The sequence below is a fragment of the Sporomusa termitida genome (assembly GCF_007641255.1).
GTDB classification, from domain to species: domain Bacteria; phylum Bacillota; class Negativicutes; order Sporomusales; family Sporomusaceae; genus Sporomusa; species Sporomusa termitida.
This window is the reverse complement of record NZ_CP036259.1, coordinates 4,152,392-4,177,457: the sequence shown is the minus strand read 5'-3', so window position 1 is coordinate 4,177,457 and position 25,066 is coordinate 4,152,392. Positions and strand designations below refer to the sequence as shown.

Annotated in this window: 21 protein-coding genes; 13 read left to right on the top strand and 8 right to left on the bottom strand. The window is 49.2% G+C overall.

From position 1 onward, the window contains the following. The first annotated feature begins 55 nt into the window (after positions 1-55). Together SPTER_RS19510 and SPTER_RS19505 are read left to right on the top strand one after the other, a co-directional pair. A complete protein-coding gene (locus SPTER_RS19510) occupies positions 56-1,672 on the top strand; it encodes a BCCT family transporter (protein ID WP_144351922.1) in 1,617 nt (538 codons plus the stop codon). A 229-nt stretch (positions 1,673-1,901) separates the two neighbouring features. Then, entirely contained in the window at positions 1,902-2,366 is a 465-nt protein-coding gene (locus SPTER_RS19505; protein WP_170233337.1) for an OmpH family outer membrane protein, read from the top strand. 154 nt (positions 2,367-2,520) lie between these two features. On the opposite strand, the gene SPTER_RS19500 is transcribed toward SPTER_RS19505, so the two are convergent. Both SPTER_RS19500 and SPTER_RS19495 read right to left on the bottom strand, forming a co-directional pair. Then, positions 2,521-3,429 carry a lysophospholipid acyltransferase family protein gene (locus tag SPTER_RS19500; protein ID WP_144351920.1) on the bottom strand — a complete coding sequence of 303 codons (909 nt, stop codon included), beginning with the start codon at positions 3,427-3,429 and terminating at the stop codon, positions 2,521-2,523. A gap of 344 nt (positions 3,430-3,773) precedes the next feature. Then, positions 3,774-4,688 (bottom strand): helix-turn-helix transcriptional regulator, encoded by a 915-nt coding sequence (locus SPTER_RS19495; protein WP_144351919.1) that lies wholly within the window; start codon positions 4,686-4,688, stop codon positions 3,774-3,776. A gap of 181 nt (positions 4,689-4,869) precedes the next feature. Between SPTER_RS19495 and SPTER_RS19490 the strand changes: the two genes are divergently transcribed. From SPTER_RS19490 to SPTER_RS19470, 5 genes are all read left to right on the top strand, one after another. Next, entirely contained in the window at positions 4,870-5,706 is an 837-nt protein-coding gene (locus SPTER_RS19490) for a MerR family transcriptional regulator (protein ID WP_144351918.1), read from the top strand. 42 nt (positions 5,707-5,748) lie between these two features. Beyond that, positions 5,749-6,342, top strand: a complete 594-nt coding sequence (locus SPTER_RS19485; RefSeq protein ID WP_144351917.1) for a YitT family protein — start codon at positions 5,749-5,751, stop codon at positions 6,340-6,342. Positions 6,343-6,383: 41 nt separating this feature from the next. After that, the gene (locus tag SPTER_RS19480; protein ID WP_170233336.1) at positions 6,384-7,322 is read left to right on the top strand and encodes a ketopantoate reductase family protein; all 939 of its coding nucleotides are present in this window, start codon (positions 6,384-6,386) and stop codon (positions 7,320-7,322) included. Between the two features lie 247 nt (positions 7,323-7,569). Continuing rightward, positions 7,570-8,457 carry an AAA family ATPase gene (locus tag SPTER_RS19475; RefSeq protein ID WP_211367332.1) on the top strand — a complete coding sequence of 296 codons (888 nt, stop codon included), beginning with the start codon at positions 7,570-7,572 and terminating at the stop codon, positions 8,455-8,457. Continuing rightward, positions 8,438-9,817, top strand: a complete 1,380-nt coding sequence (locus SPTER_RS19470; protein WP_144351915.1) for a VWA domain-containing protein — start codon at positions 8,438-8,440, stop codon at positions 9,815-9,817. The genes SPTER_RS19475 and SPTER_RS19470 overlap by 20 nt, the downstream gene beginning before the upstream one ends. A 216-nt stretch (positions 9,818-10,033) precedes the next feature. Here SPTER_RS19470 and SPTER_RS19465 read toward each other — a convergent pair whose 3' ends face one another. The 6 genes from SPTER_RS19465 to atoS form a co-directional block, all read right to left on the bottom strand. Next, entirely contained in the window at positions 10,034-11,215 is a 1,182-nt protein-coding gene (locus SPTER_RS19465) for an acetyl-CoA C-acetyltransferase (protein WP_144351914.1), read from the bottom strand. A gap of 46 nt (positions 11,216-11,261) precedes the next feature. Further along, positions 11,262-12,584, bottom strand: coding sequence for a TIGR00366 family protein (locus tag SPTER_RS19460; RefSeq protein ID WP_144351913.1), 1,323 nt, complete (start codon positions 12,582-12,584; stop codon positions 11,262-11,264). Between the two features lie 13 nt (positions 12,585-12,597). Continuing rightward, positions 12,598-13,251 (bottom strand): 3-oxoacid CoA-transferase subunit B, encoded by a 654-nt coding sequence (locus tag SPTER_RS19455; protein WP_144351912.1) that lies wholly within the window; start codon positions 13,249-13,251, stop codon positions 12,598-12,600. 1 nt (position 13,252) lies between these two features. After that, complete coding sequence (atoD, locus tag SPTER_RS19450) at positions 13,253-13,912, bottom strand: acetate CoA-transferase subunit alpha (protein ID WP_144351911.1); 660 nt, start codon at positions 13,910-13,912, stop codon at positions 13,253-13,255. Positions 13,913-14,284: 372 nt separating this feature from the next. Beyond that, positions 14,285-15,643, bottom strand: a complete 1,359-nt coding sequence (locus tag SPTER_RS19445) for a sigma 54-interacting transcriptional regulator (RefSeq protein WP_144351910.1) — start codon at positions 15,641-15,643, stop codon at positions 14,285-14,287. A 13-nt stretch (positions 15,644-15,656) separates the two neighbouring features. Continuing rightward, positions 15,657-17,498, bottom strand: a complete 1,842-nt coding sequence (gene atoS, locus SPTER_RS19440; protein WP_144351909.1) for a two-component system sensor histidine kinase AtoS — start codon at positions 17,496-17,498, stop codon at positions 15,657-15,659. A gap of 364 nt (positions 17,499-17,862) precedes the next feature. Between atoS and SPTER_RS19435 the strand changes: the two genes are divergently transcribed. The 6 genes from SPTER_RS19435 (at position 17,863) to SPTER_RS19410 (ending at position 25,066) form a co-directional block, all read left to right on the top strand. After that, positions 17,863-18,141, top strand: coding sequence for a hypothetical protein (locus tag SPTER_RS19435; RefSeq protein WP_144351908.1), 279 nt, complete (start codon positions 17,863-17,865; stop codon positions 18,139-18,141). A 51-nt stretch (positions 18,142-18,192) separates the two neighbouring features. After that, positions 18,193-20,067 carry a PAS domain S-box protein gene (locus SPTER_RS19430; RefSeq protein ID WP_144351907.1) on the top strand — a complete coding sequence of 625 codons (1,875 nt, stop codon included), beginning with the start codon at positions 18,193-18,195 and terminating at the stop codon, positions 20,065-20,067. Between the two features lie 178 nt (positions 20,068-20,245). Continuing rightward, on the top strand, positions 20,246-21,709 hold the full coding sequence (locus SPTER_RS19425) for a sigma-54-dependent transcriptional regulator (RefSeq protein WP_144351906.1): 1,464 nt from the start codon (positions 20,246-20,248) through the stop codon (positions 21,707-21,709). A gap of 367 nt (positions 21,710-22,076) precedes the next feature. Beyond that, positions 22,077-22,949 (top strand): formate/nitrite transporter family protein, encoded by an 873-nt coding sequence (locus SPTER_RS19420; RefSeq protein WP_144351905.1) that lies wholly within the window; start codon positions 22,077-22,079, stop codon positions 22,947-22,949. Positions 22,950-23,102: 153 nt separating this feature from the next. Further along, positions 23,103-23,480 (top strand): 4Fe-4S dicluster domain-containing protein, encoded by a 378-nt coding sequence (locus tag SPTER_RS19415; protein WP_170233335.1) that lies wholly within the window; start codon positions 23,103-23,105, stop codon positions 23,478-23,480. A gap of 185 nt (positions 23,481-23,665) precedes the next feature. Continuing rightward, a complete protein-coding gene (locus tag SPTER_RS19410; RefSeq protein ID WP_144351903.1) occupies positions 23,666-25,066 on the top strand; it encodes a [FeFe] hydrogenase, group A in 1,401 nt (466 codons plus the stop codon).

Here is a 25,066-nt window from a genome sequence, read left to right as displayed (position 1 = left end):
TTATCCAAAAGTTCTGATTCATTGCTAATTTAAGATTAGATTAAGGAGGGATAGCATGACAATTAAACTTAAATCAGTGGTATTTTGGCCATCTTTTATTATCCTAGTTATTGCAACAGTTTTAAGCTTAGTTAATTTAGAAACCTTTTCTTCCACGATTTCAAAGGTTACTGTTTGGTCAATGGGTTTCTTCGGAGCAGGATATGAAGTGCTTACTGTAATTATGTTTTTTGGCTGCATTGCTGTTGTTGTAATGCCCTTTGGCAGAGTTAAAATCGGTGGCTCCAATGCTAAACCGCTATTAAAGCCTTTTTCCTGGTTTGCCGTCAGCTTAGCCGTCACAGTAGCAACCGCTCTCCTATTTTGGGCCGCTCTGGAACCCGTATATCATGTAACCCAGCCTCCGGCCTCTCTGGGTATTGAACCCAACTCACCTGCAGCCGCTATTTTTGCTCTTTCTACCGTATATATGCACTGGAGTTTTTTACCATATGCCATTTATGGCATACCTATCGTTATGTTTGCCTTTGCTTACTACAACATGAAAAAGCCCTTTGCTGTATCATCTATGCTTGCTCCTATTTTTGGTAACAGAACCGAAGGTATTATTGGCGATATAGTAGATTCCGCTATTGTTTTATCCTTGGTTTTAGGAGTTGCTAATTCATTAGGTGTCGGTACACTATTGATTTCCGGGGGACTTAATTATATTTGGGGTGTTCCCAGCAACATGTTTGTATGGTTGATTGTCATGAGTGCGATTGTGGTGGCTTTTGTTATTTCCGCTATTACAGGCCTGTCTAATGGTGTGAAGAAACTGGCTGAAATTAACCTATGGGTGTTCTTTTTCTTTATCGCATGGGTTATTCTATTTGGATCGACGCTCTTTAATATCAACCTGGGGATAGAGTCCTTTGCCCACATGCTGGACAATTTCTTCTCCAAAAGTTTATTTACCGGAGTAGTAGCAGAAGATCAGTGGCCAATTTGGTGGACTATTTGGTATTTCGCGGCTTGGATGGCCTGGGCACCTATCAGCGCTGTGTTTTTAGGCCGAGTTTCCTATGGATATTCTGTCCGGGCGGTAGTAACTGTCAATGTATTTTTTGCGAGCTTGTTTAATGTGATTTGGTTTACGTTTTTCAGTGGTACCGCCATTCATATGCAAATTTTCCAGAAAGCCGGACTGGGAGATATCCTGGCCAACAAGGGGGCGGAAATGGTCAATTATGCTTTCTTTAGTCATTTACCCCTCGGTGCTTTGATCAGTGCAATTTTTGTTGCTACTGCGTATTTGACCTATGTTGCCGGGGCCGATGCTATGTGTGCTACTTTAGCCGGATTAAGCACCTTCGGTATTTCTCCGGACAGTCCGGAGCCACCGGCCATTTTGAAAATCATCTGGGGTGCTATCCTGGGTACAGTTGCCTGGATCACCATGAGTTTCGCCGGCCTGGACGGACTAAAGGCATTATCTAATTTGGGAGGTATTCCCACATTAATCTTGTTGGCGTTTGTAACTTATGCCTTGATGAAAGTGGCTTGGAATCCTTATAAATATGATACCTTTAAAGAAGATTATGACGAATTTGGCCAGCCGAAGAGACTAAAAATTACCGAACTAAGTAAAAATTCGGATGAGCAAAAAAAACTTCCGTTAATCAGGAATTAGATTCAAGATGCAGTGAGCTTAGCACTTGTCGATGCTTACTTCCCAAAAAGCAACAAACAACTCGACAACAGGAAGCGGCTATGATAGAATTTAGCCAAATAAAGGAACAAATATAGACAGATTTGCTGCCGGCGTCCTGCAGGACTTGGCACAAGCCAAGTTTTGCTGATTGCTGCAGCGGGCGGGACGACCGCAAAGCTAAATGAATAGAGATTGGAGTGTATTTATTATGAAACAGGCAAACAGCAAAATATGTAAGCAGATAACCATAAGTATTGCTGCGTTTTTCGCCTTCGGTATGTTTGGTGTTTTAACGCCGGCGCCGGTATTGGCCGCCAAAGCCAAAAACGAGCAAACAATTGGCTATGTCGACAGACAGCAAGTTTTTTCCGGCTATCCCGGCATCCAGGAGATCATGCAGCGTATCCAGGACTTGAGGGCTGAGGCCCAAAAAGATTATGACACCAATACCAAAGACCTGCCGGTGGCAGACAAGAAAGCTTACAGCGACAGGCTGGCGCTGCAGCAGGCTCAGCGCGAAGATGAGCTGATGGACCCGGTGAGAGCTAAGATTGAGGCGGCCATCAAGGCGATAGCGGCAGCGAAGGGCTTGCATGTAATCCTTGATGCTGCGATTGTCATCTATGGCGGCACAGATATCACTGCCGACGTTATCACTAAAGTGAGCCGCTAAAACCTGCCATTATCCCATGGGCTGACAACCCCTGCATTTTTCCTGTAGAGGAGATCTCTCCCGGTACGCTCCTTAGTAAGGCAGAGCATGTGCCTAATGCGGCAGCTTGAAACAGCGAGGCCCGGACAAGCAGTCCGGGCCTCGCTAAAGTTTTTTAAGCAAATCTGTCATGTACCTCGGAAGAGGCCGCGGGCTTTTGTGTATTCCAGCGTCTCATGAACCATATCCATTCGTCAGGATATGCTAGTATGGCCTCTTCAATGACTTTAGTCATTTGCAGCGTGTTATGGTAGATTTCCTGGTCAGGATCATCGTAATGCTGATAGGCCACAGGCGGCTTAATAACCACATGGTGGCCGCCCTGGGGCCGATGATAGGTAAAGGCCGGGACAATAACAGACTTAAAGGTTTTGGCGAAATAGGCCGGGCCAACAGGCGACGAGGCATTTTTGCCGAGGAAATCAAAGAATACGCCATCAGTGCCGCCATCCTGATCAGCCAGGAACCCCAAAACCTTGCCTTTTTTTAGGGCCCGGGCCGCCTTAATCATGTCCGATGTTCCCCGGTTGAATACTTCCAGTCCAACCATAGTCCGGAATTCATTTAAAATACGGGTGTGCTGCGGATTGGGTTGTGGTTTGGCTATTGTAGTTATGGGAAAACCTGCATAACACAATGCGGCGGCCATCCATTCCCAGTTACCCATATGAGCGGTCAGAAAAACTACCCCATGTCCTTGGCTTAACGCTTTTTGCAGATGTTCCAAGCCAGAAATGGATACATACTGCCGGATGTTTTGCGGAGTTAACGCAGGTGTGTACAGCACTTCCATTACCGTTTGCCCCAGATTACAGAACATGCGGCGAATCAGAGCGCTTGCTTCCGCCTGGGTAAGCTTCAGGCTGTCGGTCACCTGCATTATGCCCCGCTCCCGCTGCCGCTTGGCGGCTACATAGACGATAATCCCCAGTTGCCGGCCAAGCCAGCATACCAAACGATATGGCAATAAGCAAATCAGTCGACTGAGCATTTTTAAGAAGAAATACTGTAAATTTCCTCGCATATCTTATCTCCTCTCAAAATATTATGCTGAAGTGATTTGCAACTCAGTTGCTGATTTTAATAGTTTTGTTTCACTTACAGCTAGGCAGAAGGGACTACCCGGTTAATTCTATTTTAATATAAAACACGGAAGATTTACATCCCTATATTTTTTTAGGGCTTAGATCTTGCGAGGTGCGGCTTTCACCGGCAGTATTTGGTAACACATACTACTGTTCTATAATGCAGGCGTTATTGCCAGGGCCTGAACACTCCCTGTATGAGCATAGACTCAGCCAAATAAGAAAAAAGGAAAGACGGAGGAACGGTGGTACTGTCTTGTTATCAAGCAGTACCCCATTCCCTTTACAATTCATAAATCTGTAACGTTTGCTTCATTCGCTTGACGACTGTTTGTCTGACCTGTTCCGGCTCAAGCACCTCAACGAAGCTGCCAAAGGACAGAATATAGCTGAATAGCCACTCACCCGCAGGCAGTGCTGCCGCCAGCGTAAAACTGCCGTCAGCGTTGGGCATAAAATAGGAATCATCAAAATAGTCATAGAGCCGGTTGAGGGCCTTGGCCTGAACGCGGAGTTTTAATGGAATAAGCGTTGGAGCAGCATTGTTATTTGACTCTTTGGGGTTTTGTGCAGGCAAAAGCCTGCGGGCAAATGTTGCAGACATTACGGTTAAGTTTTTCAGCCGGGAAATCCGGAAGGTCCGTTGTTCCTGGCGCTGCCGGCAATAGGCGGCTAAATACCAGGCATTGTTTTTGAAAATCAATTTTTCCGGTTCTGCCAGACGATTACTTTTCCTCCCTTCACCGTTTACATAGTCAAAGCGAATGACTTTGCTCTGCAGCAGGGCCTGTTTGATGTGATTAAACTTATGGTTTTCATTGGGCGAACTGCTCCAGGGCGAAAAGTCGATTTCTACCCAATCATAAACCGGTGTATTTTTAAATATGGACCCAAGTTTTTCGAGCACTCTATCAAGTTCAGGATAATGAGTTGCCTGCAGTGTTTTAATTGTCAGCAGTAAGCTTTCACTTTCCTGCTCAGAAATAAGCGTTCTGCTTAGCGCGTAGTTTTCAAGTAAATGAATGCCGCCGCCATTTCCCTTATTCATATACACCGGCACGCCTGCCGACGATAGCACATCAATATCCCGGTAAATTGTTCTGGTTGAGACGCCAAACCGATCAGCAAGTTCCTGGGCAGTAACACTTCCTTTATTAAGTAAAATGGTTGTTATCTCAAATAGCCGGTTTATTTTCATACTTTATCACCCCAGGTAATTATAACACTAAATATGACAGAGGTTTGTCATATTAGCAATTTTTGCAGGACAAATGAATGCTGTAGAGAAAATAAGGCACAACTTGCACCGAAGTTGTGCTTTATTTAGGGTGACAAATCTCTTAGCCGTGCAGGTTCAGTTATAGAGAAGGGGGCAGAAAATGAAAAACAGGTTTACAATCGGCGAAATGTCAAAATTGCATAATATCCCGGTAAAAACGCTGCGTTATTATGATGAGATAGGATTATTTAAGGCGATTGAAGTGGATCAAAATAATGGTTATCGCTATTATTCAACCGAACAGTTTGAACAATTAAATACAATTAAGTACCTTAAATTTCTGGGATTTTCTTTAAAAGAAATCCAAAAGCACCTGGGCAGCAGGGACATTCAGTCTTTTATCAAGCTATTAAAACACCGGCAGCGCATTACCCACGACCGGATAAGGAGCCTCAATGCAGTCAGCAGCCAGTTCGCCAATAGAATTGATGATCTTGAACAAGCCTTAGCTATTGAGGCAGTAGAGCAGCCTTTCCTGAAAAATATTACCAAGCGGCGAATTATATGTATTGATGAATATATCTGTACAGAACCGGAATGGGAGCTTGCTTTACGCAAACTGGAGAATGAAACCGGCATTACCCCTTCGTTATTTATCGGCAGGGTCGGCCTGACTGTAGCGGGGGTAAACCTAAAGGCCGGGAGATTTCAGGAATACAGCTCGGTCTTTATATTCTGGGAAGATTCTCTGGCCGGTCATAATCATGCATTTGTCCGGTATTTGGCAGAAGGGGAGTATGCCTGTATTTATTATCGGGGAAATCATAGCCAGTCCTCCAGATATTACGATATATTATTAGCCTTTATTAACAATAGCGGTTATGAGATTGCCGGCCATGCCATCGAATGTACACTGATTGATGACTATATTACGGCCGAGAAACACCTGCATGTTACAGAGATTCAGATTCCTGTTAAACTATTGACTCTCCAGTAACTGGAGGCTATATCATAGGGAAAAGGGCTGACGGAAGGAGGGATGCATATTTTCCGGAAAATCCTGAACGTAATTCTGGGCTGTGGGATTGTTTGCGGCGGGGTCATATTTCTCAGTCATTCCCAGCTGGTAACCGGGGGAACAACAGGCATTGCCCTTGGTATCACTTATTTGTTTCATACCACATTCGCTGTTGCCTTACTGGTGACCAGTATCCCTTTTTATCTGCTGTCTATTTTCCGTATGGGCTGGCAGTTTACGCTATCGACATTTTTTGCGGTGTTAACGCTTGCTCTTTTTACGGAAATTAATCGCTGGCTACCGGATTTTATTTTGCCGGGCTACATGGGGGCCATTGCCGGCGGTGGCTTATTAGGCCTGGGGTTATCCCTGTTATTTTGGAATGGGGCATCGTTAGGGGGGGTTAATGTATTAGCCCTTTACCTGCAAAAAAGATTCGGCTGTGATCCGGGCAGAGTAACCTTTTGGGTTGATGGCAGCATTGTGGTTGCCTATTTCTATTCGGTTGGGGCGGAGAAGGGTCTGTATTCGATTTTGTCCGTTCTCATAACCTCAGCCATTATCAGCTATTTTAAAGGCCGAATTGCTGCGGCCACGCAAAAAAATGCCTGTTAGCAGACTGGCAGGGTCAATCGGAGCATTTAGGAGGGATTCAGGTGCGATTTGCGATTATTGGCGCCGGGGTCATGGGCTGTCTGGCAGGCGCTATGCTGAAAAATGCCGGTGCAGACGTGTGGCTGGTTGATTCTAACCCGGCTCTCGTCAGGCATATTCAGCATAAGGGTTTACAGATAAGCAGTCATGACAGAGAAGAGCATATCGAGATAAACATAGTACAGTCACCCGGTGAGATTCAGGAGCCAATGGATGTTATCCTGTTTTTAGTAAAAAGTTGTTGTACCGAAGCGGCGGCGCAATCAGCCCAATGTATTGCCGGAGAGAATACATATATTATGACCCTGCAAAACGGGATCGGCAATGTTGAGATTTTGGCTAACTACTATGGGCGGGAAAAGATCCTTTACGGGATTATGGAATTTGCCGGCAAGGCAGTTGATGCCGGACATATCCGGGCGTTTATCAGCAATCATTCTAAGATTTGTTTTGGCTCCGCCCAAAAAATTATTAATGATGATATGAAGAAAATTGCCGGCTTGTTCGGGGCCAGCGGTATCAAGGTCATTGTAGAGGAAGATATTGACAGTGAAGTATGGATCAAGCTAAGAAACAACTCCACCAATGCCGTGTTTGGTTTACTACGGTTAAGTATGGGGCAGGCCCTGGCGGCTGAAGGCATGGCCGAAGTTATGCAGGCGGTTAGAGATGAGGTTATTGCGGTAGCCAAAGCGAAAGGAATTTGTTTTACCGATGAACAACTGAGCGTGAACAAGGGCAAAACACCGATTAACCCTGAGTTATATGCTCATCTGCCATCCACTGCGCTGGACATGAAAAACAAAACTCAGACCGAGGTGGAATTTATTAATGGTGCTGTTTATCGGGAAGGCTTGCGGCTGGGAGTTTCGACGCCAAACAATGAGTTGCTGTATAAACTGATTAAAATAATGGAACAAACCTATGCAGAGCAGTTTTAATTTTTGTCATGGGGACGGTTCTCGCGACACAGGTATAGGCTGCGAATAACCTGGACCGCTACCTGGAGCCGCAGCGCCAAGGCGTAGTCAATGGCACCCGCGTAGCTCAAGCCTGCCCGCATCGCTGTGTCGTTTTTGGCTTACCAAGGTATATTGGTCAACCAGCAGATTATTTGCTATACTGGTAAAAACGGCCAATGCAGTGGAAGCCTGACGTAAAGATTTTGTGCAGGGCAGGGGACAGGAAATGATGGTAAATGAACAGGAAGAGTTACGGCAGGGATTGAAAGAGCAAGGCTACATTGCCGATGATAATACGGCAATGCTGCTCCGGATAGCCGTGTTGTTAAACAAACCGATACTGATTGAAGGGCCGGCGGGAGCCGGTAAAACTGAACTGGCAAAGGCCTGGAGCCAATACCTGGGCCGCCGGCTTATCCGGCTGCAATGTTATGAGGGGATTGACGAAACCAAAGCGCTGTATGACTGGAATTATCAGAAGCAATTGCTATATATCCAGTCTCAGGCGGCAAACCGGCAAGACTGGTCTAATCTGAGTCAGAATATCTATGGCAGAGAGTTTCTGCTGGCAAGACCGCTGCTGGCGGCTATCAGCAGTTCCACTGCTGCCGTTCTGCTTATTGATGAAATTGACAAAAGCGATGAGGAATTTGAGAGTTTCCTGCTGGAGGTCCTTTCCGACTGGCAAATATCCATTCCCGAGACCGGAACAATAGCAGCTGCCAGCATCCCGTCCGTCATCCTTACCAGCAATAATACCCGCCGGTTAAGCCATGCCCTGCGCCGCCGCTGTTTATATCTATACCTGGATTATCCCAGTGAGCAGCGGGAGCTTGAAATCCTGAAACTGTACTTTCCGGCGCTTAACGAGGTATTGGGTCAACAAGTGGTGGCTTTTGTCAGACGGGTAAGACTGGAGAAGCTAAAAAAGCATCCCAGTATCAGTGAAGTGCTTGACTGGGTAACTGTTCTCAGTCATCTGCGCGTGACGGGGCTTTCCGCTGATTTGATTATAAATACGGTAAACATTCTTTTAAAGTACCGCGAAGACTGTCAGGCCATTACCGAGAAAGTCACTCAAAAGGACTGGTTGCGTGGAATACCTAATCTTTGATATTGCCAGGATACTCCGGCAGGCGGGCGTTAATGTCAGTACCCGGGAAATCGCCGACAGCATACAGGCTCTGCAACTGGTAAACGGCAAGCAACTGGATAAGTATAGGCTATATCAATTATTAAATGCGACAATGGTGAAAACCGAATGGGGCGCCGGTTATTTGCAGCGGCTGGTTGAACTCTTTTTGGAACCGGACCCGGAAATTGTGGCCGACCGCACCGGGGTGCTTTCCCTTCCCGGCTGTCCGGCCGGGGAAGCGGGTTATGGGGAGGGCGGTTCCGGCGGCACCGGCGGCGGCGGTGCCCTGCTGCAACAGCTGACAGAAGCGGTATTACACCAGGAAATGGACGTAATCTATGCTATTGTTAAAAGCCATACCTATGGTCTGGAGTATATAAGCGACAAGCGCGAGGAGGCTCTTCAGGCCCTCCGGCAGGGCAGCGGCTGGTTTCAGGTAGCCGGCCGCATCGAGGCGGCTTACCGGGAGGGCGGGATTGCCGACAGCGAATATCAGTGTGCCCAGAACAGCCTGACGGCCTGGACGAACCTGCTGATGGATGAAATAGAGCGTTTGCAAGTAAAAATGATGAGCCGGGATTATTTGAGCCGGCTGCTGAAGCAACAAAACCCTTTTTACGTTAGCTTTCTTGGTGCGGATGACCAGCTGGCCGTCATGTCCCGGGAAGTGGCAAAGCTGGCACAAAGGCTGGCCGTAAAAAGAGGCCGGCGCCGGCAGGTGGCCAACCGGGGCCGGATTAGCATCAACCGGAGCATAAAAGCGGCTATGAAGACCGGCGGTATAGCCTTTACACTGGTCAGGATGAACAGAAAACCGTCCAAGCCTGATCTTTGCCTATTGTGTGATATGTCCAATTCGGTCCGGAGATTCAGCTATTTTATGCTGCTGTTTGTGTATACCCTGCAGAAAAAATTCAGCAATATCCGGTCCTTTCTGTTCATTGATACGTTACTGGAGGTTACCGACTATTTTAAAGAACAGGATGCAGACAGTGCCCTGGCAGCAATAGGCAGGTTAAAAGGCTTTAACCGTACAGGCTTTTCGCATTACGGCAATGTATTTCATCAATTTGCCGGTCAGTATCTCCCTGTTTTAAGTAAAAGCACCACCGTCCTGATACTGGGCGATGCCAAAAATAACTGGAATGCGGTAGATGGTAGTGAAACGTTACCGGCAATCAGGGATCAGGCCAACGCTTTATATTGGCTTAACCCTTTAGACCGGGAGTTATGGGGGCGCAGTGACTGTATTATGGAAAAATACCGTCCTGGCTGTACCGGTGTGTATCAATGTGCCAATATCGAACAACTGGAGCGCTTTATTACCGGAATTTTATGAGGTAATAGGGCACGGCATTCGGGAAGCTTGAGGGGACTCTCTTTTTATTCCGGCACGGTAAGGGGAGCGGTAAATTGATAATGCAACAAGATCCCTGTTCCCCTGTTGGCGGAGGACGGCCTTATCTGTATAAAAAGATTGCTCCCCCCGGACTGACCAGGGAGAGCATTTTTTTATGCCGATAATTTGCCGGTACTATTCATTGGCAACAGTCTATTATATTTTCTCTACAATGGTGGCGACACCCTGGCCGCCGCCGATGCAGAGGGTAGCCAGTCCCAGTTTTTTATCGTTGTGTTCCAGCGCGTGCAGCAGGGTGACCAGGATACGGGCACCGCTGGCGCCGATTGGATGGCCCAGCGCAATGGCGCCACCGTAAATATTTACTTTTGCCGGAGCGAAGCCCAGTTCCTTGCCTACGGCCAGAAACTGGGCGGCAAAGGCTTCATTGGCTTCAATCAGATCAATGTCATCAATGGTTAAACCGGCTTTAGCCAGGGCTTTACGGGTTGCCGGCACCGGGCCGACACCCATGAGGCTGGGGTCAACGCCGCCGGCCGCATAGGCCCGAATCCGGGCCAGCGGTTTAATGCCCAGTGCCCGGGCTTTATCACCGGCCATGATCACAAGGGCCGCGCCGCCGTCATTAATACCGGAGGCGTTGCCGGCGGTTACGGTACCGTCTTTTTTAAAGGCCGGTTTTAATTTGCTCAAAGCCTCAAAAGTGGTGCCGGCCCGGGGATATTCGTCAGTATCAACGATAACCTCGCCTTTTCTGGTCTTGACGGCAATGGGGGCAATCTCCTGTTTAAAGGCACCGGCAGCAATGGCGGCCACGGCCTTGCGCTGGGAGTCGGCGGCCAGCTGATCCTGCTCCTGGCGGCTGATACCGTATTTTTCCGCGACGTTTTCAGCGGTAATGCCCATATGATAGTCGTTGAAGGCGCACCAGAGGCCATCCTGAATCATGACATCGGTGAGCTTGCCGTTGCCCATGCGATAACCCCAGCGGGCTTTGGCGTCCAGGACATAGGGGGCATTGGTCATGCTTTCCATGCCGCCGGCAACCACAATATCGGCATCGCCGGCCAGAATGGCCTGGGCCGCCAGGTTGACGGTTTTTAAGCCGGAACCGCAGACCTTATTGATGGTATAGGCCGGTGTTGCCACAGCCAGACCGGCTTTGACCGCCGCCTGGCGGGCCGGGTTTTGCCCAAGACCGGCCTGCAGCACATTGCCGAATATGACCTCATCGATACTGTCTTTGCCGATACCGGCCCGGGCGACGGCCTCGCTGATGACATGGGCTCCCAGCTCGACGGCTGAAAACGGCGCCAGGGCCCCGTTAAAACTGCCGATCGCGGTGCGGACGGCACTGGCAATCACTACTTCTCTCATGTGTATCTACCTCCAATGGTTCAAAATTGTGGATTATCGTATACGGTTAGAAGAAATGCAGACCAATAATAAAGATCACGCCGGAAAATAACAGGGCGGTAACGCAATAGCCCATGATGTCACGCACACCGAGGCCGGCAATCGCCAGGGCCGGCAGCGCCCAGAACGGCTGGGCCATATTCATCCAGGCTTCACCATAGGCGATCGCCATCGCGGCTTTACCCATATCAGCCCCTAAGGCCTGAGCGGCAGGCATGACAAAGGGGCCCTGAACAACCCAGTGGCCGCCGCCGGAGGGCACGGCAAAGTTAATAAGCGCCGAGCTGAAGAAGGCCATCAGGGGGAAGGTCTCGGCTGTGGCCACATCAACAAACCAATTGGTAATAATCCCGCCCAGGCCGGAGTGTTCCATCATAATCTGAATGCCGGCGTAAAACGGGAACTGAATCAGGATGCCGGCTGTGCCCTTGGCGGCGGCGCTGACGGCCCGCACATAAGCCATCGGGGTTTTGTGCAGCAGGATACCGGCAGTCAGGAACATCAGGTTTACGGTGTTGACATTGAGGTTAAACCCTTTCTGAACAAAGTAGGTGCCCAGATAGACAATGCCAAGCAGGCCGACAACCCAGGCCAGTATCGGGCTTTCTTCGATCTTTTGCGCCCAGGTGGCGTCAGGGCCTAATTTTTTGGCGACGGAAACCTCTTCCTGCAGCAGGGCCGGATCAATAGCCACGATCTCATGTTCTTTGGGCATCATCATGCGGGCAATCAGGGGCACCAGAATGATCAGGCCCACGGTAATGAACAGGTTGTAGCCGGTAAAAATGGTGTCGGCGATGGGGATCAGGCCCACCATTTTTTCCATCGGGTTGCCGGCGGTGGCCGCTACCAGCGGCACCGAGGCGGAAAAGCCGCCATGCCAGGATAAAAAGCCCATATAAGCGGTGGCGATGAGCAGGCGGTAATCGGATTTCGGGATCCGGCGGGCCACTTCCCGGGCAAACATGGCTCCCACTACCAGGCCGAAACCCCAGTTAATGACACAGGCCACGGCGGAACAGAACCCGACCAGCATGACCCCCTGGGCCGGGGTTTTCGCCACCGACGCCAGCGCGGTCATGCCTCTTTTTACCGGACCGGAGCTGGCCAGGGCATGGCCGGTTACGAGAACCAGCGACATTTGCATGGCAAAGGCCAATAGGTTCCAGAAGCCGTCGCCCCACATATTGACCATGTCCAGGGCCGAATGCGGCGTTATTGTAATGCCAAGCACGAAGGTAATGATAGTAAGCAGGATGGCAAAGACTAACGGGTCAGGCAAATATTTATTAACGATACTGGTGAAAAAACGGGAAATAACTCCTACCATTGCTGTTTTCCTCCTACGAAATGTTCTGCATCGGTTTCAGATCCGGGCTGATGATCAGGGCCGCCTCGGTGCGGGCCTGCACGAACTCAACATCCACACCGGCGGCAATTTCCTCCAGGACAAGACTGTCTCCGGTTACCCGGAATACGCCCAGCTCGGTCACAATGAGGTCAACCACACCTTTGCCGGTCAGGGGCAGGCGGCATTGGCGCAGCAGTTTGGCCGAACCGTCTTTAGCGCAATGCTCCATAGCAATAATGACTTTTTTGGCCCCTGTTACCAGGTCCATGGCCCCGCCCATACCGGGCACCATTTTGCCGGGAACCATCCAGTTGGCCAGATTGCCGGCCTGATCCACCTCCAGGCCACCTAACACGGTAACGTCGACATGGCCGCCGCGGATCAGCATAAATGATGTCGCACTGTCAAACATTGCCGCCCCGGGGATCAGGCCGCAGGGCTGGCCGCCGGCATTGGTCAGATTGGGATCGATTTCCCCGGCGAGGGAACCTAAGCCGACGAACCCGTTCTCAGACTGGAGAGTTACGTCAACTTCGGCCGGCAGGTAATTAACTACCATTGTCGGCAGGCCGATGCCGAGGTTAACAATATTACCATTTTCCAGCTCCCGGGCAACCCGTCTGGCAATGATTTCTTTTGCGTTCATCCTAACAACCTCCTAAAAAAACAATTTTATCGACAACCACGCCCGGGGTCATGACCTCGTCAGGGCCGATTTCTCCCACTTCCACCAGCTCATCCACCTCCGCAATGACTAAGTCGGCGGCCAGCGCCATCAGCGGATTAAAGTTGCGGGCCGATTTATCATAGACAAGATTGCCGGCTTTATCGGCTTTTTTGGCCCGGATCAGGGCCACATCCGCCCGGAGGGGTGTTTCCAGCAAATACTCCACGCCGCCGACACTAAGCTTTTGCTTGCCCTCTTCGACAACCGTGCCCACACCGGTGGGGGTAAGGACGCCGCCCAGACCGGCCCCGCCGCAGCGTACTCTTTCGGCCAGTGTGCCCTGGGGTACCAGCTCAACCGCCAGCTCCCGGGCAATCATCTGTTGGCCTGTTGCCGGATTGGTGCCGATATGGGAGGCAATTACCCTGCTGACCTGACGGCTGACAACAAGGCGGCCGAGCCCTTTGTCGGGAAAGCCGGTGTCATTGGCAATCAGGGTCAGGTTTTGAATTTTTTGATCAATAAGGGCCTGAATGAGGTTGTCCGGGGTGCCGACCGCTAAAAAGCCACCGGCCATAATCGTCATGCCGTCTTTTACATAGCCCGTAACCTGCTCAATACTTGCTTGCTTGTTTGTCATACTAACCTCCTGCTGAATGAATTGTAGGTGCAATGCAGCCTGTTCGCGTGTCTTGACCATTTAGCTTTTAGTTTTAGGGCTGACGCCGCCATTGGCTATTTTGGCCGTCAGCAAACTAAAAATATAATGTGGGCAAGGCACTGGTGCTTGCAAAATTCGATATTAAACGACAAGAATTTCAAGCTGTCCCTACATTACGCACAATCCGTGCCAAACAATAAAAAAAAGTCTGCCGAAAAATCGACAGAGCTTGTGAATACTTACAAATACTAGATTGAAGATTTCTGTAACCAGAGTACTCTAAACAATAATACCTGCTTTCACAGGGCTAAGATGCGCATTTTTTTGCGCAGTGAGCATTTTTTTTCACACTTATTCGAGCTCATACTCCTGGATCTTGTATAAAATAGAACGCCGGCTTACGCCCAGTTCCTTGGCCGTTTTTACCTTATTGCCATGATTGCGCTGTAATGCTTCCTTGATGAGCAGGCATTCCGTTTTTTTAATCATTTCTTTTAAAGTTTTGCCGGAAATCTTTTCCAGGCCCAGGGTGCTGATGAGGTCGCTTTCGCTGCTGTACCGGAGATTATCCGGCAGATCTTCCGGAAATATGCGGCTGCCTGTACTCATAATAACAGCCCGCTCCACAACATTGGCCAATTCGCGCACATTGCCCGGCCAGTTGTAGTTTTCCAGTAATTTGACAACATCAGGGTCAAAATCCATAATCTCTTTTTCGTTTTCGGCGGTGAATTTCTGCAAAAAGTAACCGGCCAGCAGCTCAATGTCCTCCCGCCGCTCCCGCAGGGGCGGGGCTGACAGGGAGACAACATTCAGGCGGTAATACAGGTCCTGCCGGAAGCGGCCCTGTTTGACCATTTCCGCCAAATTCCGGTTTGTTGCCGCCAGTACGCGGATGTCGGTTTTAATTGTTGTATTGCCGCCGACCCGTTCAAATTCCCGCTCCTGCAATACCCTGAGCAGTTTTACCTGCAGGTTGGGCGAAATTTCACCAATCTCATCCAGCAGCAGGGTCCCGTGATCGGCCTGTTCGAACCGGCCCGGACGGCGCATGACCGCACCGGTAAAGGCGCCTTTCTCATGGCCGAACAACTCACTGTCCAGCAGGCTTTCCGGCAGCGCCCCGCAGTTGATCTTGATAAAAGGGCCGCTGTTGCGCCGGCTGTTATAATGGATGGTATTGGCAATCAGCTCTTTGCCTGTGCCGCTTTCACCGGTAATCAGCACCGTGGCGTTACTCTGGGCGATTTTCGCGATATTCTGGCATAACTCCCGCATTTTGGGACTGTTGGTAATAATTTTGTCCAACCGGTAGCTGTCAATCAGCTGCTGGTTTAGATCAAAGATTTTTTCCGTCATTTTCTGTAACTGAATGGCGCGGTTAGTCAGTAATTTAACCTCTTCAATGTCAAACGGCTTAATCACATAATCGAAGGCCCCTAGCTTGATGGCTTCTACAGCTGTTTCTACAGCCGCATAGGCTGTCATCAATATGACAGTAACATTCTGGCTTAGCTTTCGCAGTTCTTTAAAAGCGGTGATGCCATCAATATTCGGCATCCGGATATCCATAATAATCAGATCAGGCGGGAGGGCCCTGAATTTGCGCAGCGCCTCTTCGCCGCTTTCAGCGCACACCACCTGATACCCTTCGCGTTTCAAAACAGCAGACAATAATTTGCGCACACTGTCTTCATCGTCAACAACCATAATTGTATAATTGTTATTTATCAGTCTCGCCTCCCTGATGGGTGACCGGCAGCTGCAGGGTAACCACCGTGCCGCTGCCAGGCTCACTTTGAATGTTAATGCGTCCGTAGTGCGTGTTAATAATCCGCTGGACCACGGCCAGTCCTAAACCGGTGCCTGTGGCTTTGGTAGTAAAAAAGGGATCAAATATCTTGTCTAAATCGGCGCTGGTAATGCCGGTCCCGGTGTCTGTTATCCGTATGTGGACAAAATCGCTGTGTTCCTGCCAGGTCACAATTTCAATGGTTCCCTGCTCCAAAGTAGCCTGGACCGCATTGATCAGCAGATTGAGAAAGACCTGTTTCAGCTGTTCGGCATCGCCTTCTATGAGCGGCAAGGTTCTGTCAAGGTGCAGCCTGAAGCCCACCTTGTGCTGAGTGCCTGTATTTTTGACCAATACCAGGGTTTCCTCAAGCAAACTGTTGATGTCCATTGGCTGATAATTGGTTTTGCAGGGGCGGGCAAAGTACAGCAGGGTCTCAATAACCCGGTTTATCCGGTCAACTTCTTTAATAATTACCGGCATATATTCCTGCCGCTCGGCCTCATTGTCGGCGCTCTGCAAATATTGCACAAAGCCTTTAATCGCCGTAAGCGGGTTGCGGATCTCATGGGCGACGCCGGCCATAAGCTCACCCAGCGAGGCCAGGCGTTCGGCGCGCAGCATCTGGGCCTGCAGGCGGTGTTGCTCGGTCAGGTCTTTGAAAACGACAACGGCGCCAATGATTTTATCGTTGCTGTCTTTCAGGCGGCTGGTGCTGATACTGATATAAATGTCCTTATTTTTGACCGGGTAATCCATTTCGATACCGATATAGTTGGTGCCTGTGGCCAGGGTATCTAACAGCAGGCTGTTAAAATGCCGGCCTTCGCAAAAGATTTCCTTATAGGGCTTATCGACAATCTCGGCACAGATAAAACCGGTCAGGTTTTCTGCCGATTTATTGGCACTTGTTATTGTACCGTTAATATCCACGGTAATAACGCCGTCGGCAATGCTGTGGAGGATATTTTCGTTCAATGTCTGGGCATTGAGCAAGGAGTGGGCCATATAATTGATGGCCTCACTGATCTGCCCCATTTCGCCGGTCATGGGTACGATCCGGTGGCGCAAATCAAATCGCAGCAGTTCCAGGCTGTTTTTGATTGTCTCCACATTGTGAATAAAACCCCCGGTCATCCAGAAGATCAGCAGCAGGCTGACAATAATGCCGAGACTTACTGAAAGATAGATATTATAGTCCATGGCTGCCATCTGGGCATGGATGTCGTCTGTCAGCTCGTTAGCCCAGATATAGCCGATCACTTCGCCGTGACGCACAATCGGCACCATGGCATTCATGATATCGCCTCTGACCATGGGGGCAAACGCCACCAGGCGTTCACCGGTACTCATAACCTCCCGGCCGGGATGAGCCGGGTCGATGGCAAGCCCGACCTTATCGGCGTAATTGCTGCTGGGGCCATAGGTAATAATAGCGTCAAGCTCCCTGCTGTAATAACCGGCGCCGACGCCGGGGTGAACACCGGTCACGGTATCGGTAACCTTTTTTAAAGAATCATTCAACACTTTTATTTGGGCTGCCCGGTCGGCAGGGGGCGCGTTTTGGGCCTGTAACAGCTCCTGATAGCCTTCGCCCAGGTAGTTATCCAGCAATAAAGCAATACCAAACAATTTCGCCTGCTTTTCCAGCAGGAGTGCCTCCTGGGTTTCGAGTTTGGTGACATAGCCGGTGAGCAGTATTGGTATACTGACAATGATCAAAGCAAATAAAATCATCTTATTGCGTAAGGTTTGGGGCAATAAACGTTTCATAGAGCGTCTCCTCTGCTGGCATGAATGGGGACAGGGCCGGCAGCCGGGAACAGCCGCCGGCAGCTGGCGCCGGAAAATAAAATTACGATCAGTCATTATTCTGGCTTGGGCTTATTGATTATAATACTAGCTGATCTCCCGGGCGCTGTAAATATCCGATTGCCCGGCGGCCTGCTATAGAGGAAGAGGCCCTGGTGATGGCGAATGAAAAGTATTAGATTCAGTGTTTGACAAAGCTATGGCGAGCATTTCTATCATAAGTTAGGCTGGCAACCTATATCCGCAGGGTTTATGGAAGCAGAAATGCCCCTGTTCTGATGGCAAAAAATTTACAAAATACCAATTAATAAGGTGGAATGATCACATGGCGCCTGTAAGATATTCGGTTCCTTTTTCCCCCCTCACCGAGCGGATTGCCCTGGAAGCGCCGCAACTGGCGGCGGCCTTGGCAGAGTTGCGGAGCGTGATGGGAGAGGCTGACTTTGAGAGGTACATTAACACCCTGGTTTCGCTGCGGCAAGTAGATGATCAGTTATTGCTGATTACGAAACGGGAAATGTACAGATCAATTCTGCTGAGCCGGTTTTTACCGGCAATAAAGCAGTGCTTTGCAGTACGGCTGGTGCGAATCATCAACCAATAGGTTTTACAGGGACGGTCCAGGCAGCTTTATAAAACAGATCGGAGATTTGGTATGAGCAGTAAGAAGCGATGCACTAAGGACAGGCAGGGCATTGAAGCGCAATACAGGCTGCTGGTGGAGAAAACCGCTAACGGGGTTCTCTGTATTGATGCGGATGACTGTTTAGTCAGTGTCAATCCAAGCGGGTTAAGGATGTTTGGCGAGACTGCGGCCGGTATGACCGGCAGAAGCATCTATGAGTTTATCGCTGCCGGCAATGTTTCACCGGCCAGGCGGTTTATTAAGGCAGCCCGGCAGGGGCAACCGGCAGCCGGTACGGTAACCTGCCTGCGGGCAGATGGCACCGGTTTGCCGGTGGAACTGAGCATAACGGCATTTGCCGATGGATGCCTGCAGATTATTACCTCCGATGTTACGACCGGGCGGCAGGCGGAAGAAGCCCTGAAAAAAAGTGAGGCGCGCTATCGGGCGGTAGTAGAGGATCAGGTGGATTTAATTCGCCGGTTTTTGCCTGATGGCAGCCTGACCTTTGTCAACAGCGCGTTTTGCCGTTATTTTAATAAGCCGATGGACGAGCTTATCGGCACCAATGTGATGGAGCTTATTGCTGAGGATGACCGGGACCGGTTTCAAGAGCAAATATTTTCGCTGACAGTTGACAGCCCGGTAGCAATGGCTGAGCGCAGGCTGGTTGGCCGCGATTCTCAGGTTCGGTGGCAGCAGTGGGTAAACCGGGCCATTTTTGCTGACTGCGGCCGGCTGCTGGAGTTTCAGTCTGTGGGCAGGGATATTACCGCCCAAAAGCTGGTGGAACAGCAGCTCACGGAAAGCGAGGCCCGCTATCGGGTCGTGGTTGAGGACCAGGTGGATTTAATCCGCCGGATTTTGCCGGATGGTAAATTAACTTTTGTGAACAGTGCGTTTTGCCGGTATTTTGGCAAAAGTATGAATGAGATTATTGGTGAGAATTTTATTCACTTTGTACCGCCTGCTCACCGGGAGTCGATTCTGCGGATGTTTAACCTGCTAACGCCGGAAAACCCGGTGGCCTTTTCTGAATACCAGTTTGGTACTGCTCAGGGTAATCGCTGGGTACAATGGAATAATCGCGCGCTTTTTAATGAGCAGGGGGAGATCGTTGAGTACCAGTCGGTAGGGCGCGATATTACCGCCCAGAAAGAAGCCGAAATCAGGATTGCTGAAGCGAGGGCCGCGATCGAACGGGCCGCAAGGGTGACAACCCTGGCAATTATCGGCGGCGGTATTGCCCATGAAATAAATCAGCCCTTAAACGCCATCCGGCTTTTGGCGGAAACAATTCTTTTGCGTCATCAGTCCAAAGGTAAATTGCCGGCCGGAGAGGTTATTAAAAGCATATTGAATATTTCCCAGCAAGTAGATAGAATTGATAATATAGTGAATCATTTACGCTCATTTCTGCGGAATAGTCAAAATTATGATTATATACCTTGCAATTTGAATGATATTATTGAAAAGGCACTGTCGCTAGTAAGCAATCAACTGTTCTCCCGGCAAATTGAGGTAAAAAAACAGTTGGCTTCCAATTTGCCTTATGTCTATGGCTCAACGATTCGTCTGGAAGAGGTATTGCTCAACCTGTTAATGAACTCAATGCAGGCCCTGGATGCCGTTGATGCGAGTGCCAGAGAACTTATTATTCATACTGCCTATGATGAGGATAACGTCTATCTGGAGGTGAGCGATAACGGGCCTGGTATTGATGATAAGATCAAAGACCGGATTTTTGAGCCGTTTTTTTCAACCAAATCAGGCGACTCGATGGGGTTGGGCTTATCCATCGTTCATTCGATAATTATCGCCAGCAATGGCTTGATTAGTGTAGGCAACAGCTCTTGCGGCGGTGCTGCAATTAAGGTGTCATTCCCGGTATACTGTGGGACCTAGTACTTTATCTACCTCCAAACCAATGATAATTTGCGCAGCTTTTCCCACACGGCTTCGTTGTCGTCGCCTTGCATATTCCCGAATGTAAGGCTCCTCCGCCTTGCATTGCGAAAAAATCTACGCAAACTATTCTATTGATTGTAAGAAAGATGAAGTACTAGCAGGGAGGAGGGCATTAGTGCGTATTCTACTTGTTGATGATGAAAGTGAAAGCAGGTCTTTTCTGGCAGATTATTTATTACTGCTTGGGCATCAGGTGGTCGAGAGTTCTTCCGGCGAAGAGGCCCTGCAACTCTATCGAGGTAATAACTTCCAGATGGTTTTGTCTGATATTAAAATGGGCGGGATCTCGGGGATTGACTTAATACGTGAGATAAAGTCCCTTAAGCAGCAGCGGGAAGCCGATCTTGTACTGTATACCGGCTTTATCGATATTGCACTGGCAATCGGGGCCCTGAGAGCCGGGGCCTATGACTATCTGACTAAGCCGATTAATGTGCAGGAGCTCAAGGCGGTTCTAAGCCGGGTGGAAGAACACCAGGCGTCAATGCCGGAAAAATATATTGTTACCCAGACCCTGGAAGAGAGGGCCAAACATCCGGTACCAGGGTTAGATAGCCACTTGGAGCAACTCCCCAAATTGGCTGCCGAGCAAGCCGGCATTGCCAGGGTAGGGATATTTTCTGAGCAAATGAAGCGGATTGTTCAACAGGCTGAGAAATACCATACCGATCGTTCGCTGCCTGTTTTAATTCAGGGGGAAACCGGGGCCGGGAAAGAAATCATTGCCAGAATGGTTCACTACGGCAAAATGCAGAATGCCGGGCCTTTTGTGGATATAAATTGTACGGCGATAACCCCAAGCCTGTTTGAGAGTGAGCTTTTTGGTTATGAAGCAGGCTCTTTCACCGGTGGCACAGCCCGCGGCAGTAAAGGAAAACTCGATATGGCTATGGGTGGAACCTTATTTCTGGATGAAATAGCCGAGATTCCGATAGAACTGCAGGCCAAGCTGCTGCGGGTACTGGAGGAAAAGAGCTTTTACCGGGTTGGCGGCTTAAAGAAGATTAAAACAGATTTGCGCATTATATGCGCCACCAATCTTGATTTTGAAAAGCGGATTGAACAGGGGTTATTTCGCAAAGACCTGTATTATCGTCTGAAGGTAGGCCAGATTGTTATCCCGCCCCTGCGGGAACGGCAAGAGGATATTCTGCCGCTGGCCCTTATGTTTCTGCAGGACTTTTCCGAGCGCCGCGGCAAGCGTTTCACCCGTATCGGTCAGGCCGCTGCCGAGTTTTTGCTGCAGTATCACTGGCCGGGTAATGTCCGGGAACTGCGAAATGCAATGGAATGGGTTTCATTTATGCATGATGCTGATGAGCTCAAAACCGAACATCTGAGTAATCTGATTAGCGGCAACAGTGTGAAGGCGGCCAAGGAAGCAGCGCCTGTACAGCCGGAAAAAAGCGGTTCGCCGGCTGAACATTATGTCTTACAGGAGCATTTTGACCATCTTGTGGCCGAGGCCCTGACAAAGTGCGGGGGCAATAAGACCAAAGCTGCCCAGTACCTTGGTATATCTGTAAGAACACTTTATTACCGCCTGGGCAAGATGAAAAAGAAGCGCGCCGGCGGATAAAGTCTGAAAAATTCATCCGACTATGTAATTTTTGCAGACTGCCGGCAGAAAGTGTGCAATTATTGCAGACTGTGCAAAGGAGTACCCTGAAAATAAGCGTTTTGTTTAATAGTAAAATGAATTATTTCAACAACCGTAATTTTCCGAAAGTTCCTGATAAATATAGACTTTTTAGACAAATCAAAAAACAATAGCTCAATTGTTGCAAGAGCATGCCTTATTGGCATGCTTTTTGCAATTATAATAAAACATCATGGCTGGGCGGTAGCCAGGCGAAACAATTCCGAACAGTTTATGCCAACGATTAAAATCGAGGAGGTAGGAATAGACACCACTATGTAACGTACTAAAAAAAGGAGGAGTTTCTATGAATTATTGTACACCCCCCGAGATTGCTCAGAATTGTATGGAAGCACAAGTAAAAAGAGCGACAATGTCTACGGGGAAGCTGTTTATCTTAGGCATCCTTGCCGGCTGTTTCATTGCCTTTGGTGCGGAAGGCTCAACCATGGCCGCCCATGATCTTACATCACTCGGTGCCGGGTGGCAGCGATTTATTACTGGTTCTGTATTTTCAGTGGGCCTTATGTATGTTGTTATCTGTGGTGCCGAGTTATTTACAGGTAATGTTTTGATGCTGACTGCGCTCTTCGCCGGCAGGATTAGTTTGCTGGCTGTCTTGCGGAACTGGACGATTGTGTTGATTGGAAATATGGTAGGGGCGGTATTAATTGCCTGGCTTATGCATATGACCGGACTTTTTAAGTTCAACAATAATTTGCTGGGGGCATCTGCTGTGGCCATTGCCGTTACTAAAGTAAACCTTACCTGGACTGAGGTGTTTTTCCGCGCAATCTTATGTAACTGGTTGGTAGGCCTTGCCGTCTGGATGAGTTTCTCCTCAAAAGATATTATCAGTAAAGTCGCCACCTGTTATATCCCGATCATGACATTTGTTATGAGTGGTTTTGAACATAGTATTGCCAACATGTATTATCTGCCTGCCGGTCTATTTGCAAAAACGCTGCCGGCGGTTGTCGAGGCAAGTAATTTAGGGGCTAAGGTGGATACCTTAACAATTGAAAGTATGGTTGTGGCCAACTGGATTCCTGCCGTATTAGGTAATATCGTTGGTCTTGGCCTGTTTGTCGCCGCCTTCTACTGGTATAGTTACCTGCGCAATCCTGCCAGTGATGCGGGCAACTGTGCTTCAGCGCCAACGACTGCAGTGAAAAAGTAGCCGCTATAGCGGCGTTAGTGTTTGCGAATTCCTGAGACAACTCTTTATCAATAGTGAACTCCAGTATCTGACACGCTCCCAACGCTGGCTGATTAGCCATTGCATTTGGTAGTGGAGCAATGGCTAATCAATTCAATGTTGGGAGGGATATCAATGGCTGCAAAATTAAAAGCTTTTGTTATTGTCGATTCCGCGAAGTGCATCGGCTGTAAGGCTTGTGAGCTGGCCTGTGCGGTTGTCCGTGCCGGCCCTAACACGAAGGTGGCCGGGGCTATGGATATACCGGTTATACCACACCTGTTTATAAAGACAGCCGGGATTACAGCTGAAGCTAAGGCGGGTCTAATTGAAAAGAATTTTATGGTAGCAAGCAAATGTGATTTATGCATAGAGTGCTCTGCCGATAGACCGGCCTGTATTAATGCCTGCCCTAAGCAGGCGATTGAGATTGTTTGTCTGAAGCGGCACAATATTTGCAGCGCCCCTGACCCTTGTTTGATTCGGCAAAAAAATTTATTGGCCAAATACTAGTACCGTGCGTCACTTAAAAGTCTGGCTTATATTGCGGTCTTTTCCCGCCCTGCTTCGTTGTCGGCACCTTGCATATGTCCGATCTGCACGGCTCCTCCGCCTTGCAAATCTACGTTGTCTAAAACTAACATCTAACTTTGCCAAGACACTGTTTGGCATATTTTTAAGATATAGGAGGCGCTGTTATGTCAGTAAATAACACGGGTATTGTCCGGATTGATCAGGAGTTGTGTACCGGTTGCCGGCTCTGTGCCGATATTTGCCCGGTTGACGCCATCGAAGGGGTACCAGGGCAGCCACAAATCATCAATTATGAGCGGTGTGTGCTATGTGGCCAATGTGTTCAGATCTGTAGTGCCTATGCGTCGATATTTGCTGCCGGTATTAGTTCGCGGGAGCAAAAAATTCAAGAGCGCAATCTGCTGACTTCGGTCACAGAGCCGATGTTTGCCACCTATTTTACCGGCAATGCCCCGCAAATTAAAAATGTATTGGCGAGTAAAGCGCTGTTTACCATGGTGCAATGCTCGCCGGCTGTCCGGGTCGCTATTGCCGAAGAATTTGGCATGCCGCTAGGCAGCCTGACACCGGGGAAGCTGGCGGCCGCTTTACGCAAGCTGGGTTTTGACCGGATTTATGACACCAATTTTGCAGCCGATCTAACCATTATGGAAGAAGCCAATGAACTAATTGAACGGATTGCCGAGGGTGGGGTGCTGCCGATGTTTACCTCCTGCTGCCCGGCCTGGGTTAAATATCTTGAGCAGGACTATCCGGAGCTCACTGCCCATCTCTCAGCGTGTAAATCCCCGCAACAAATGGCCGGCGCCCTCTTTAAGACCTATGGCGCTCAGGTGAATGGTGTGGATCCGGCCAAGGTCTACAGTGTTTCTGTTACACCCTGTACCTGTAAAAAGTTTGAAAGCGACCGGCCGGAAATGAAAGACAGCGGCTATCGGGATGTTGATGCTGTGATTACCACCCGGGAACTTGCTCAGCTAATTAAAGATGCCGGCATTGATTTTAATAACCTGGCTGAGGGAGATTTTGATAAGCCGCTGGGGACATATAGCGGGGCGGGGACAATTTTTGCAGCTTCCGGCGGTGTAATGGAAGCTGCGTTGCGCACTGCCTATGAGTTACTCACAAGACAGTCGATACCTGATTTGAATTTGAGTTTTGTCAGGGGCGGCGAGGGCGTTAGGATAGCCACTGTCAAAATCGGTGAAGTCGAACTCAAGGTTGCTGTCGTTGCCGGTTTAAAAAATGTGGCGCCATTGCTAGCTGCTAGCAAGGCTGGTTGGGCTGATTTTCATTTCATAGAGGTAATGACTTGTCCCAATGGCTGCGTAAGTGGCGGCGGGCAGCCGAAAGTACTGTTGCCGTGTGATCGGACTACCGCCTATGAGCGCCGCACCTGTAGTGCCTATGTCCATGATGAAAACTCGGAATACCGAAAATCACATGACAATCCGGAGATGCAAAAGCTGTATGAATATTTCCTGGATGATTATAACAGCCAGCGTCTGCTCTATACCCAATATACCTCCAGGAAGCTGGCAGAGGGATATTCCCGTTGTAGTTAA